At 74.5% G+C, this 12,562-nt stretch carries 15 protein-coding genes; 10 read left to right on the top strand and 5 right to left on the bottom strand.

The window, feature by feature from the left end; translation table 11 throughout:
- The first annotated feature begins 13 nt into the window (after positions 1-13).
- Positions 14-817 carry a histidinol-phosphatase gene (gene hisN / locus WCD41_RS02665; protein WP_337711823.1) on the top strand — a complete coding sequence of 268 codons (804 nt, stop codon included), beginning with the start codon at positions 14-16 and terminating at the stop codon, positions 815-817.
- On the opposite strand, the gene WCD41_RS02660 is transcribed toward hisN, so the two are convergent.
- Entirely contained in the window at positions 814-1,068 is a 255-nt protein-coding gene (locus tag WCD41_RS02660; RefSeq protein ID WP_337711822.1) for a hypothetical protein, read from the bottom strand. The two genes, hisN and WCD41_RS02660, sit on opposite strands and share 4 nt — an antisense overlap.
- Positions 1,069-1,129: 61 nt before the next feature.
- Here WCD41_RS02660 and WCD41_RS02655 point away from each other — a divergent pair, with 61 nt between their 5' ends.
- A complete protein-coding gene (locus WCD41_RS02655; RefSeq protein ID WP_337711821.1) occupies positions 1,130-1,600 on the top strand; it encodes a MaoC family dehydratase in 471 nt (156 codons plus the stop codon).
- Here the strand turns inward: WCD41_RS02655 and WCD41_RS02650 are convergent.
- A complete protein-coding gene (locus WCD41_RS02650; protein ID WP_337711820.1) occupies positions 1,554-2,240 on the bottom strand; it encodes a PH domain-containing protein in 687 nt (228 codons plus the stop codon). The genes WCD41_RS02655 and WCD41_RS02650 overlap by 47 nt on opposite strands.
- A gap of 32 nt (positions 2,241-2,272) precedes the next feature.
- A complete protein-coding gene (locus tag WCD41_RS02645) occupies positions 2,273-3,106 on the bottom strand; it encodes a biotin--[acetyl-CoA-carboxylase] ligase (RefSeq protein ID WP_337711819.1) in 834 nt (277 codons plus the stop codon).
- A gap of 116 nt (positions 3,107-3,222) precedes the next feature.
- On the opposite strand from WCD41_RS02645, the gene WCD41_RS02640 reads away from it, so the two are divergent.
- Genes WCD41_RS02640 through WCD41_RS02630 form a run of 3 tightly spaced genes read left to right on the top strand, consistent with a single transcriptional unit; the run spans position 3,223 to position 6,046 of the window.
- Positions 3,223-4,866: an acyl-CoA carboxylase subunit beta gene (locus WCD41_RS02640; RefSeq protein ID WP_337711818.1), complete on the top strand. Its 1,644-nt coding sequence runs from the start codon at positions 3,223-3,225 to the stop codon at positions 4,864-4,866.
- A 25-nt stretch (positions 4,867-4,891) separates the two neighbouring features.
- Positions 4,892-5,128 carry an acyl-CoA carboxylase subunit epsilon gene (locus WCD41_RS02635; protein ID WP_373695064.1) on the top strand — a complete coding sequence of 79 codons (237 nt, stop codon included), beginning with the start codon at positions 4,892-4,894 and terminating at the stop codon, positions 5,126-5,128.
- Positions 5,129-5,155: 27 nt separating this feature from the next.
- Positions 5,156-6,046 carry a YceI family protein gene (locus WCD41_RS02630; RefSeq protein WP_337711817.1) on the top strand — a complete coding sequence of 297 codons (891 nt, stop codon included), beginning with the start codon at positions 5,156-5,158 and terminating at the stop codon, positions 6,044-6,046.
- Positions 6,047-6,049: 3 nt separating this feature from the next.
- Here the strand turns inward: WCD41_RS02630 and WCD41_RS02625 are convergent, their stop codons facing one another.
- Positions 6,050-6,460, bottom strand: coding sequence for a MarR family winged helix-turn-helix transcriptional regulator (locus WCD41_RS02625; RefSeq protein ID WP_337711816.1), 411 nt, complete (start codon positions 6,458-6,460; stop codon positions 6,050-6,052).
- Between the two features lie 95 nt (positions 6,461-6,555).
- On the opposite strand from WCD41_RS02625, the gene WCD41_RS02620 reads away from it, so the two are divergent.
- The 3 genes from WCD41_RS02620 to WCD41_RS02605 all read left to right on the top strand — a co-directional run bounded on the left by WCD41_RS02620 (position 6,556) and on the right by WCD41_RS02605 (position 9,167).
- Entirely contained in the window at positions 6,556-7,455 is a 900-nt protein-coding gene (locus WCD41_RS02620) for an alpha/beta hydrolase (protein WP_337711815.1), read from the top strand.
- 288 nt (positions 7,456-7,743) lie between these two features.
- Positions 7,744-8,532: an SAM-dependent methyltransferase gene (locus WCD41_RS02610; protein ID WP_337711814.1), complete on the top strand. Its 789-nt coding sequence runs from the start codon at positions 7,744-7,746 to the stop codon at positions 8,530-8,532.
- Between the two features lie 11 nt (positions 8,533-8,543).
- Positions 8,544-9,167, top strand: coding sequence for a Maf family protein (locus WCD41_RS02605; RefSeq protein ID WP_337711813.1), 624 nt, complete (start codon positions 8,544-8,546; stop codon positions 9,165-9,167).
- Positions 9,168-9,348: 181 nt separating this feature from the next.
- On the opposite strand, the gene WCD41_RS02600 is transcribed toward WCD41_RS02605, so the two are convergent.
- A complete protein-coding gene (locus WCD41_RS02600) occupies positions 9,349-10,089 on the bottom strand; it encodes a hypothetical protein (protein ID WP_337711812.1) in 741 nt (246 codons plus the stop codon).
- Between the two features lie 212 nt (positions 10,090-10,301).
- On the opposite strand from WCD41_RS02600, the gene WCD41_RS02595 reads away from it, so the two are divergent.
- Together WCD41_RS02595 and WCD41_RS02590 are read left to right on the top strand one after the other, a co-directional pair.
- Complete coding sequence (locus WCD41_RS02595) at positions 10,302-12,110, top strand: acetyl/propionyl/methylcrotonyl-CoA carboxylase subunit alpha (protein WP_337711811.1); 1,809 nt, start codon at positions 10,302-10,304, stop codon at positions 12,108-12,110.
- A gap of 22 nt (positions 12,111-12,132) precedes the next feature.
- The gene (locus WCD41_RS02590) at positions 12,133-12,558 is read left to right on the top strand and encodes a DUF1707 SHOCT-like domain-containing protein (RefSeq protein WP_337711810.1); all 426 of its coding nucleotides are present in this window, start codon (positions 12,133-12,135) and stop codon (positions 12,556-12,558) included.
- Positions 12,559-12,562 lie beyond the last annotated feature (4 nt).

Genomic DNA, 12,562 nt, shown 5'->3' with positions numbered 1-12,562 from the left:
ACGATCGCCCGCCATGAGCTCCGGCGGTTCCACCGACCCCAGCGACGACCTGGATCTGGCCCTCTCGCTCGCCGACGCCGCCGACGCGGTGACCCTGCCCCGCTTCCGCGCGGTGGATCTGCGCATCGACCGCAAACCGGACCGCACCCCCGTCACCGACGCCGACACCGCCTGCGAGGACCGGCTGCGCGAGGTGCTGGCGAGCGAGCGCCCCGACGACGCCGTGCTGGGCGAGGAGCGCGGCGGGAGCCTCGGCGACGGCCGCGTCTGGGTGATCGACCCCATCGACGGCACCAAGAACTTCTCCCGCGGCGTGCCCGTGTGGGCGACGCTCGTCGCCCTCGTCGAGGGCGGGCGACCCGTCGTCGGCGTGGTGAGCGCCCCCGCCCTCGGGCGGCGCTGGTGGGCCGCGGCGGGCCTCGGCGCCCACACCAGCGACCCGGCCCGCGGCGTCGGGGACGGCACCCTGGGGGTGTCCGGGATCGGGGCCCTCGAGGACGCCTACGCCTCCACCACCGACCTCGACCACTGGCGCACCCTGGGCCGCCAGGACCAGTGGCTCGCGCTGACCCGGGCGTGCTGGGAGAGCCGGGCGTTCGGCGACTTCTGGCACCACTGCCTCGTGGCGGAGGGCGTGCTCGACGTCGCCGTGGAGCCCGAGGCCAACACCTGGGACCTCGCGGCCGCCCAGATCCTCGTCGAGGAGGCCGGCGGCCGGCTCACCGACCTCACCGGGGCCGCGCGCCCGGACGGCGGCGACTCCCTGACCACCAACGGACGCCTGCACGACGCCGCTCTGGAGATCGTCCGCCGTTAGCGGGACCCCGCGAGCCACGCCCACACCAGCCGCCCGAACAGCGAGAAGCAGGCGGCCGACTCGTCGTCGAACCGCGTCCACTCGAAACGCCCACCACGCTCGCACCAGAACACCTCCCAGCCCTCGTCCCCCGCGTCATCCCCCGGCACCGGACGCACGCACCACGCCCGCTCGACCTCGGCGTCGACGCTGACCGCCGCCCCGGTCACCCCGGCGGCGGCCAGCCAGCCCGCCAGCTCACCGGCTCGCACACGGGGTTCGACGCAGCCGGGCGCCGTGCGGTTCCCCCGACATCAGGGCACGATCACCGCCGTGACCGCCCCCGAGGTCTGGTTCGAGGATCTGCCCGCCGGTCGGCGCATCGCGCTGGGTCAGGTGGTCGTCGACCGCGACGAGATGCTCGCCTTCAACCGCCGTTTCGACCCGCAGCCCTTCCACGTCGACGAGGAGGCCGCGCGCGCCTCGCTCTTCGGTGGGCTCTGCGCGTCGGGCTGGTTCACCGCGTCGCTGTGGATGCGCTGCTACGTCGACGGCCTGCTGTCGCGCGCGGCGTCCATGGGCTCGCCGGGCGGCGACGAGATCGCCTGGCCCGCGCCGGTGTTCCCCGGCGACCGGCTGGAGGCGTCGATGGAGATCGTCGCCGCGCGGGTCTCGGCCAGCCGGCCCCAGCTCGGGCTGATCACCCTCACCGGCTCGCTGGCCCGCGACGGCGGCACCGAGGTGTTCCGGTCGCGCTTCACCGGGATGTTCGGGCGGCGCGAGACCGCCGGCGCCAGCGGCTGACGCGCCGGGGCGGCGCCGGCTCCTCGAGATCGTCGTCCAGCTCGTCCGGATCCTCGTCGAGCTCGTCGTCGAGGTCCTCGAGATCGTCGGGCTCCTCCGGGTCCGTCCACGCCCCCCAGCGCTCGTCCGGGACGCGGTCGAGCCCGCCGCGCTCGTCCGCCACGCCCTCGACCAGCGACGCGAGACGCTCGACGTCCCCCAGCCCGGCGAACTCCCACGGCTCCTCGGTGCCCGCGGTGGACACGACGAGCGTCCCCGCGCCGACCAACCGCTCGGCACCGCTGCTGCGCGTGCGCACCCCCGTGATCGTCGCCGCGGCGACCTCGACGCTCTCCCGCGAGAGCACGCCCTCGCGCACGAGCAGCCGCCGGTCGGTGACGACGAGGTGGGTGCAGCGCCAGCGCACGAGCGGCAGCACCGCGAGCCAGACGACCGCGAGCACGGCGAGCAGCACGAGCGCGAGCCGCACGGCCGTGCGCGTCGACCCCTCGCCGACGCCGGCGGCGAGGGCCGCGAGCAGGGCCGCGAGGAACGCCGCGACCGGCGGCACGACCGCGGGCACGACGAGCATGCGCCAGTGCGGGCGGCGGTGGGCGAGGACGTGCTCGCCCCGCCGCAGCACACCGTCGGGGTACGCCACGCCCACCCCCTCCCCGCGGGATCGACCCGAGGCTAGCGAGCCGTCGGCCGGACGTGGACGACGTCGCCCGCCGACACGACGGTGGTGTCCCCGTCCGGGGTACGGACGGCGAGGCGGCCGTCGCGGTCGACGTCCACGGCCCGCCCCTCGAGACGACGGTCGCCGGGCAGCATCACCGACACCTCGCGGCCGAGCGTGGCGCAGCGGGCGCGGTAGTCCTCGACGATCCCGGCGGCGACGACGTCCCCGTACGCCGCGCGCCACCGGTCGTCGAGGTCGGCGAGGGCCCGCAGCACGGCGACGAGCACGGTGTCGCGGTCGAGGTCGGCGCCCTCGGCGACGAGCGAGGTGGCGCCGGCCGGGAGGTCGGCGACCGGCGTCGCGACGTTGAGGCCGATGCCGACGACCAGGGCCCTGCCGCCGTCCGCGTCGCTGCCCGAGCCACCGCCGACCTCGGCGAGGATGCCCGCGCCCTTGGCGGCGGGCTCGGCGCCGAGGAGGAGGTCGTTGGGCCACTTCAGCGCGGCCGGCACGCCGCTGACCCGCCCGACGGCCTCGACGAGCGCGAGCCCCGCGAGCAGCGGCGCCCACCCCCACCGCTCGGGGGCGATCTCGCGTGGCCGCAGCAGCACCGAGAAGGTCAGGCCCTCGCCGGCGCGGTCCTCCCAGACCCGCTCGCGGCGCCCGCGTCCGGCGTCCTGGTGCTCGGCGACGAGCACCGTGCGGTCCGGCGCGGCGTCGGGGCCGGTGGCCCGCGCGAGGAGGTCGGCGTTCGTGGAGCCGGTGGCGGCGACCACGTCGAGTGACGCCCAGGGTCGCGGAACGAGGGTGCGTCGCAGCGCGTCGGCGTCCAGGGGTGCGGTCACGAGCGCGCACGGTAGTGCCGCTGGTCACCTCACCGGCAGGAAGCCGGGCCGTGTCGGTGCCGATCGCTACAGTGCCGCGTCATGCACGACACGCAGCGAAGCGGAGCTGGAGCCGGATGACCGCCGCGACGGAGCCGTTGCCGGAGCCCGAGGACTCGTCGGAGGAGCCCGACGTCCACACCTCGGCGGGCAAGCTCGCCGACTGGCACCGGCGACAGCAGGACGTGGTGCACGCCGGCAGCGAGCGCGCCGTCGAGCGCCAGCACGCCAAGGGCCGCAAGACCGCCCGCGAGCGCATCGACCTGCTGCTCGACGAGGGGTCGTTCCTCGAGTTCGACGCCATGGCGCGCCACCGCTCCACCAACTTCGGGCTCGACGCCAACCGTCCGTACGGCGACGGCGTCGTCACCGGGCAGGGCACGGTCGACGGCCGCCCGGTCTGCGTGTTCTCCCAGGACGCGACGGTGTTCGGCGGGGCGCTCGGCGAGGTCTACGGCGAGAAGATCGTCAAGGTCATGGACGTGGCCATGAAGATCGGCTGCCCCGTCGTCGGCATCAACGACGGCGGCGGCGCCCGCATCCAGGAGGGCGTCGTCGCCCTCGGGCTCTACGGCGAGATCTTCAAGCGCAACGTGCACGCCTCGGGCGTGGTCCCCCAGATCTCGCTGGTGATGGGCCCGGCCGCGGGCGGCGCGGTGTACTCCCCCGCGCTCACCGACTTCACGGTCATGGTCGACGAGACGTCGTTCATGTTCATCACGGGTCCGGACGTGATCAAGACCGTCACCGGTGAGGACGTCGGGTTCGAGGAGCTGGGCGGCGCGCGCACCCACAACGCCACCTCGGGCAACGCCCACTACCTGGCCTCCGACGAGGAGGACGCGATCTCCTACGTGCAGGAGCTCCTGGGCTACCTGCCGTCGAACAACCTCACCGACCCGCCGCGCATCCCGGGCGAGGAGGAGAGCGGCTCGGTGCCCGACGGCATCGGCGAGACCGACCTCGAGCTCGACACGCTCGTGCCGGACTCGCCGAACCAGCCCTACGACATCCGCGAGGCGATCACGCGGGTCGTCGACGACGAGGAGTTCCTGGAGATCCAGGCGCTCTACGCCGCCAACATCGTCACGGGCTACGGCCGCATCGAGGGCCGCCCGGTGGGCATCGTCGCCAACCAGCCCACCCAGCTCGCCGGCTGCCTCGACATCGGGGCCAGCGAGAAGGCCGCGCGGTTCGTGCGCACGTGCGACACGTTCAACATCCCGGTGCTGACCTTCGTCGACGTGCCGGGATTCCTGCCCGGCACCGACCAGGAGTACAACGGCATCATCCGCCGCGGCGCGAAGCTGATCTACGCCTACGCCGAGGCCACGGTCCCGCTGGTCACGGTCATCTGCCGCAAGGCCTACGGCGGCGCGTACGACGTGATGGGCTCCAAGCACCTCGGCGCCGACGTCAACATCGCCTGGCCCACCGCCCAGATCGCCGTCACCGGCGCGTCGGGTGCGGTGAGCATCCTGTACCGCAAGGAGCTCGCGAAGGTCTCCGACGACGGCGGCGACGTCGAGGCCCGCCGCGCGGAGCTGCAGCAGGAGTACGAGGACACCCTGGCCAACCCCTACGTCGCCGCCGAGCGCGGCTACGTCGACGCCGTGGTCCCGCCGTCGCACACCCGTGGCTACGTCGCCCGCGCCCTGCGGATGCTGGAGACCAAGCGGGAGACGCTGCCGCCGCGGAAGCACGGGAACGTGCCCCTGTGAGCGCAGCGAACGACGAGGTGCGGCTGTGAGCGAGGAGAACGACGGCGAGGCTCCGGCGCGTCCGATGCTGCGGGTGGTGCGGGGCGAGCCCGACGCCGCCGAGCTGGCGGCGCTGGCGGCCGTGCTCGCCAGCGCGGGCGGCGGGGAGGACGAGGCCCCCGACCCGACGCCGACGTCGGGCTGGGCGCGCCGCGTCGACCTCGTGCGGGGGCCCGTGCACCCCGGCCCCGGTGGCTGGCGCGCCTCGGCCCGACCACGATGACCCTCCTCCGACCCTGCGGGTGATGTCATGGCCCTGTTGCGCCGACGCCGTCGCAGCCTCGTCGGCGGCGAGACCTACCGCGACGCCGACCACGCGCTGATGCCGATCCCGCCCACGGGCGGGCTCGTCAGCGCGCAGCTGCGCAACGTCGAGGGGCGGCCGCTGCCGGGAGTCACGGTCGCCGTCATCGAGACCGAGGGCCTGCGTCGGGTGGTCACCGAGTCGGTCACCGACCCGTTCGGCTTCTACACCGCGGCCGTGCCCAGCGGGACCTACACGCTGCGCGCCGGCCTCGGCGGCTACACGACGCTGACCCGCGACATCATCGTCGGGCGGGGTGACCACGCCGCCCTCGGTGCCCTGACGATGTCCGCCGACCAGGGCAGCACGCGCCCCTCGCCCGGCGAGTGGGTGATCGACGACGCCCACAGCAGGCTCGGCTTCGTGGCGCGCCACATCGCGCTCTCGCGGGTGTACGGGCAGTTCACGCGGTTCCGCGGGTCGATCCAGATCGCCGAGGACATCGAGGACTCGAGCATCGACGTCGTCATCGACGCCGCCAGCATCGAGACCCACAACGCCCAGCGCGACGCCCACCTGCGCTCGCAGGACTTCCTGGCCGTCGACGAGCACCCGCAACTGCAGTTCTCGAGCACGCGCTTCGTGGTGCGCTCGGGCAACTCGTGGACGATCGACGGCGAGCTCTCGATCCGCGGGCGCACCAACGACGTCCGGCTCGACACCACCTACCTGGGCACCCAGTCGTGGAACGGCACGCGCATCGGCGCCACGGCCACGACGTCGCTGCACCGCGAGCACTTCACGCTCAACTGGCAGCAGATGGTCGCCCGCGGCATCCCCGTCGTCGGGTCGACGATCCAGATCCACCTGGACGTGCAGGCGGTCCTGCAGCTCTGAGGATCAGGGCCCGAGCAGGTCACCGAGGATCCGCGCCAGCTCGGAGCGGTCGCGCGGTGTGATCCTCTCCAGTCGGCGCCCGAACGCGTCCGCGAGCGCGGCCAGTGCGCGGTCGCGAGCCGTCTCGCCCGCAGCGGTGAGGACGAGCCGGTGGCGCCGCAGGTCCTCGTCGTCGATCTCGCGGCGTAGGAAGCCCTTGGCGACGAGGCTGCGCACGTAGGCCGTCACGCTCGCCTTCGGGATCACCAGCGTCGCCGCCAGCTCGGCCGGGTACGGCGAGGCGCCGACCTCGGCGAGCACGAAGAACTCCTTCGTCTCGAGCCCGAGCTCGGCCATCTCGGAGCTGCACGCGTCCAGCACGGCGGTCAGGAGGCGGTGGTTCAGCGTCCACAGCTGCGCGGCGTCGACCGGCACGGAGCCCCTCCACCCAGGTGGTACCGTCTCGTACTAGTTCGAGAACGAACTAGCAGTCATGTCGAACCGAACCCTACGCGAAGGGTGGCGTCGCCGTGCTCGAGCACATCGCGATCCCGCGCGGGCCGATCGAGCTCGCCGCCGACCTCCACCTCCCCGACGACCACGACCCGGCGTCGCCGCGCCCGGTCGTCGTCCTCTCCACCCCCGGCAGCAGCGTGAAGGAGCAGATCGGCGCCAACTACGCCTCCCGCCTCGCCGCCCGGGGCCTCGCCGCCCTGGTGTTCGACCCCGCCCACCAGGGCGCGAGCGGCGGCGAGCCCCGCGACCTCGAGGACCCGTACCGCCGTGGCGAGGACATCTCCTACGCCGTGGACGCGCTCGCCACGCTCCCGGGCGTCGACCCGGAGCGCGTCGGCGTCCTCGGGATCTGCGCCGGCGGCGGGTACGCGGTGCACACCGCACGCACCGACCACCGCATCAAGGCCGTCGGCACCGTCGACCCGGGCAACATGGGCACGTCGTTCCGCGGCTTCGCGCCCGACGGCCCGGCCGTGGCACTCGACGCCCTCGCCGCGGCGCGCACCGCGGAGGCCCGCACCGGGGTGCTGACCCGCGAGCGGTGGCTGCCCGACACCACCGACGGAGTCGACGACGACGACCTCGCCCAGGCGATCACGTACTACCGCTCCCCGCGCGGCGGACACGAGCACTCCACCAACCGCCGCCTCACGCGCGGTGACACGCTGCTGCTGGGCTACGACGCGTTCCACCTGGTCGACCGGTTGATGACGCAGCCGCTGCAGCTCGTGCTCGCCGAGCACCTCGACGGCACCGGTTTCGACGTGTCCGGCGCGGCGCTCTGGGAGATGGCCCCGAACCCCGTCGACCGGATGGTCGTCGAGGGCGCCCGCCACTACGAGATGTATGACGTGCCCGAGTACGTCGACGCCGCCGTCGACCGCCTGGCCGGTTTCTACGCTGACCACCTGTGAGCACGGAGCCCGCCGTCTTCCCCGGGCCGACCGACCCACGCGCCGACCGTGCCGTGGTGTTCCTCGGGCTCCCCGCGGACGAGGCGATCCGCAGCCGGCTGCCCTCGGGTGGTCGCCGCTGGAGCGCGTGCTGTTCCATCTGGTGCAGGAGTACGCCCGCCACCTCGGGCACCTCGACGTGGCCGTCGAACTCGCCGGAGGAGACTCGGGCGAGTGAGCGGCGACATGAGCACCGACCGGAGCGACGCCGTGGCCCGGTTACGGTGGCGCCGTGCGCGGGGGCCTGCGGTGAGCGAGGGGTTCGACAGCGACGTGCCGTCGCCGGCCCGGATGTACGACTACTACCTCGGCGGGCAGGACAACTTCGCCGCCGACCGCGAGGCCGCCGAGGCGGTGATCGCGAGCCACCCCGACCAGCGCCAGCTCGCGCGCAACAACCGTGCGTTCCTCGTGCGGGCCGTCGAGCACCTCGCCGCGGCCGGCATCACGCAGTTCGTCGACATCGGCACCGGGATCCCGACCGCCCCGACGGTGCACGAGGTGGCACGCCGGACCCACCCCGACGCCCGCGTCGTCTACGTCGACGACGACCCCGTCGTGCTCGCCCACGCCCGCGCGCTGCTCGCCGAGGACCGGGCGGTCGCGGTGGTCGAGGCGGACATGCACGACCCCGACGCGATCACCTCGCACCCCGACGTCGAGCGGCTGATCGACTTCGACGAGCCGGTGGGCGTCCTGCTCGTCGCCGTCCTGCACTTCTCCCCCGGCGACGAGCCGCGGCGCATCCTCGAGCACTTCCGCCGCCGGATGGTCCCGGGCTCGTTCCTGGTGCTCTCGGCGGGCAGCTCCGAGGGCCTCACCGACCCCGAGCTCACCGAGATCCACGAGGCCTACGCCCGCACCCCGCGGGGCGGTCACCTGCGCTCGCGCGAGGAGATCACCGCGCTGTTCGACGGCTTCGAGCTCGCCGATCCCGGCGTCGTCGACGTCAGCCGGTGGCGCGGGTTCGAGCGGCCGACCCGCATCTCGATCCTGGCGGGGGTCGGCCGACGGGTCGGGTCGGAGCCGCCGACGTAGGGTGCCGCCCCGTGCGTCTGGTGCTCGCGTCCGCGTCCCCCGCCCGTCTGGCCATCCTCCGCGGCGCGGGGGTGGAACCCCTCGTCGAGGTGTCCGACGTCGACGAGGACGGCCTGGTCGCCGAGCTCGGCGACCAGGCCACCCCCGCCGACACGGTGTCCGCCCTGGCGCTGGCCAAGGCGCGCACCGTCGCGGTCCGGGTGGCCGCGGCCGTCCCCGAGTGCGTGGTGGTCGGGGCCGACTCGATGCTCTTCCTCGACGGGGAGATGGTCGGCAAGCCCGGCAGCGTCGACGCCGCGCGCGGCCGGTGGGACCAGATGGCCGGCCGGACCGCCGAGCTGTTCACGGGCCACGCGCTGGTGCACGTCACCGGGGGTGTCCCGGGTCAAGAGGTCGCCGGGCACGCCACGACGGCCGTCGCCTTCGGGAGCCCGACGACCGGCGAGCTCGAGGCCTACCTCGCGAGCGGCGAGCCGCTGGCCGTGGCCGGCGCGTTCACCCTCGACGGTCGCGGTGGGTGGTTCGTCGAGGGCATCGAGGGCGACCCGTCGAACGTGGTCGGCCTCAGCCTCCCGCTGACCCGCCGCCTGCTCGCCGAGGTCGGCGTGGGCGTCGACACGCTCTGGGCCGGCTGACCCCGCCCCCGCTGACCCCGCCCCTCGTGGAGCGAGGGACTCCCTGACTGCATGGCACGCGCCGAACGAGTCCCTCGCTCCCCACCTCGCTCGCCGACCTGTCGCGGCGAGGGACTCCTCGAGTGCCTGGTGGGCAGCGAACGAGTCCCTCGCTCCCGAAGGCTCGGGATCGGCGCAGTGATCAGGCGGGATCGGGCCGCACCGAGCGCACCACCTCGTCGGCGGCGGCCCCGTCGGCGCCGACGGTCGGCGACGGGCGGGCGACCGCGAGCACCGAGAGCGTCCGGCCGGGCGCGGCGATCGTGCTGACGCGCACCAGCGCCCCGTCCAGCCCGCCGCCCTCGACGCGGCGCACCGAGGTGCGGGTCGGGAGGCCGGCGATCGCCCCGTCGTTGTCCGCCACGGCCGTGGCGTCGGCGCCCGGGGCGAGCTGGTCGACGTAGGCGTCGACGAGGCGCCGCGCCTCCGCCTCGAGGGCCGCGTCCCCGGCGGGGTCGGGCCCGTCCGTGGCCCGCGGTGGCACGCGGGCGGGGTCGGCGACACCGATCAGCACCACCGTGTTCGCGCCGCGACGCAGGATCGTGGCGCCGTCGAACCGGCCGGCGGGCACCTCGATGACGTCCTGCGTCGGCACGACCCGCCAGCCCGGCAGCAGGGCGACGGTGGTCGCCGAGGCGGCGTCGGGCACCCGCCGATCCGGGGCCGCCGCGGGCGCCGGGGCGTCATCGTCGGGCGACGGCGACGGGGCGGGTGACGACGACGGCGCGGGGGACGACGAGGGCGGTGTCGCCGCCTCGACCGACGCCGACCGCACCGCCGTGGCCCGGTCGGCCCCGACCGCTCCGGCGAACACCGCGACGAGGCCCGCGAGGACCAGCACGGACGCGCACGCGGCCACCGACCGCCACCACCAAGGCTGCATCGATCGCCGACCGTAGCCGCGTCCCCGGTGTGATCCGCAGGCGGGCGAGCACACCAGGCGTCACGATCGGTGCGTGTGGTCATGGCCACGCCCGTGGCCGCGACGCCCGCGCGTCGAGTACGAGAGAGTGACCCGACCGGGCACCCGTTCGGTCGCCCTTACACTGCCCCGACCGTCCCCGGTTCAGCGAGGATCCCCCAGGAGGTCAACCGATGGCCGCGTCCGCCCCGACGGGGTTCGACCCGCTGCACACCGTCCTGGTCGCGAACCGCGGCGAGATCGCGGTGCGCGTGGTGCGTGCGTGCGCCGACGCCGGCCTCGCGAGCGTCGCGGTCTACGCCGACCCCGACCGCGACGCCCCGCACGTGCGGCTCGCCGACCAGGCGTTCGCCCTGGGTGGGGAGACCGCCGCCGAGTCCTACCTGGACATGGAGAAGCTGATCAAGGCGGCGCGCGACTCGGGCGCGAACGCCGTGCACCCCGGCTACGGCTTCCTCTCGGAGAACGCCGACTTCGCCCAGGCCGTCATCGACGCCGGGCTGATCTGGATCGGGCCGAGCCCGCAGGCGATCCGCGACCTGGGCGACAAGGTCACGGCCCGCAAGATCGCCGAGCGGTCGGGGGCGCCGCTGGTGCCCGGCACGAAGGACCCGGTCGCCGACGCCGACGAGGTCATCGCGTTCGCCGACGAGCACGGGCTGCCGGTGGCGATCAAGGCGGCGTTCGGCGGCGGCGGGCGCGGCATGCGCGTGGCCCGCGAGCGCGACGAGATCGCCGAGATGTTCGACGCCGCGGTGCGCGAGGCGGTGTCGGCGTTCGGGCGCGGCGAGTCGTTCGTCGAGCGCTACCTCGACCGTCCCCGCCACGTCGAGGCCCAGGTCCTGGCCGACCAGCACGGCAACTGCATCGTCGTCGGCACCCGCGACTGCTCGCTGCAGCGCCGCCACCAGAAGCTCGTCGAGGAGGCGCCCGCGCCCTTCCTGTCCGACGAGCAGCGCAAGCGCATCCACACCTCGGCGCGCGACATCTGCGTGGAGGCCGGCTACTCCGGCGCCGGCACCGTGGAGTTCCTCGTCGGCGAGGACGGCACGATCTCGTTCCTCGAGGTCAACACCCGCCTGCAGGTCGAGCACCCCGTCTCCGAGGAGACCAGCGGGATCGACCTCGTGCTCGAACAGTTCCGGATCGCCGCGGGCCAGCAGCTGCGCTTCGCCGGCGACCCCGAGCCCCGCGGGCACTCGATCGAGTTCCGCATCAACGGCGAGGACGCGGGCCGCGGCTTCCTGCCCGCGCCCGGCACCGTCACCCGCTTCGTGGCCCCCGACGGCCCCGGCGTGCGCGTCGACTCCGGCGTGGAGACCGGCACGGTCATCGGCGGGCAGTTCGACTCGATGGTCGGCAAGCTCATCGTCACCGGCGAGGACCGCGAGCAGGCCATCGCCCGGTCGCGGCGCGCGCTGGAGGAACTGGTCGTCGAGGGCCTGCCGACGGTCATCCCGTTCCACCAGGCCGTCCTGCGCGACCCGGCGTTCGTCGCCGCCGACGGCGCCGAGTCGTTCGTCGTGCACACCCGGTGGATCGAGACCGAGTTCGACAACCAGATCCCGCCGTACCAGGCCGAGGGTTCGGAGGACGACGAGGACACCGCGCCGCGCCAGACCGTCGTGGTCGAGGTGGGCGGCAAGCGCCTCGAGGTCTCGCTCCCGGGCGACCTCGCGCTCGGTGGCGGGGGTGGTGCGCGCGCCGCGGCACCGAAGAAGAAGTCGCGCTCGCGCTCCGGCGGTGGCGCGAAGGTCTCCGGCGACGCGGTCACCGCGCCCATGCAGGGCACGGTCGTCAAGGTGGCCGTCTCCGAGGGCGACACCGTCGCGGCGGGCGACCTCGTCGTGGTGGTCGAGGCCATGAAGATGGAGAACCCGGTCACCGCCCACAAGGACGGCGTCGTCACCGGCCTGACCCTCGAGGCGGGGGCCAGCGTCAACCAGGGCGCCGTGATCTGCGAGATCCCCGACGCCGGGTAGGACGCGCGCGCATACTGGCGGCATGGACGTCGGGGCACACGAGCGCGAGCTCGCCATGGAGGCCCTCGACGAGCACCGGCGCGCCGGCCGGCTCGAGCGCACGGAGCACGCGACCCGCTGCGCGACGGCGTCCCGGGCCACCTCGCGGCGCCAGCTCGAGGCGCTCTTCGACGACCTCCCCGAGCCGCACCCCGACTACCCGAGGACGCCGGCGGGTCCGGCCCCGACCACGGCCCGCACCGCCGGCGACCCGCCGCCCGAGCTGCCGGAGCTCGTGGCGCCCACCGGCGCGACCATCGCCCGGCACGCCGGTCTGATCTCGCTGCTGACGCCGGCCGTGGCGGCGCTGCTGTTCGCCGTCAGCGGCGGGCGCTTCCCCTGGATCTTCATCCTCGTGCCGATCGTCATCGCGGGCGTGGCCTTCATCTCCCACCGCCACGAGCGCTGAGGCC

Origin of the sequence: Actinomycetospora aeridis (assembly GCF_037400275.1) — a bacterium.
In the GTDB taxonomy this organism is placed as follows: Bacteria; Actinomycetota; Actinomycetes; order Mycobacteriales; family Pseudonocardiaceae; genus Actinomycetospora; species Actinomycetospora aeridis.
Note: the sequence above shows the minus strand (reverse complement) of the source record. Positions and strands in the feature narration are given on the sequence as shown.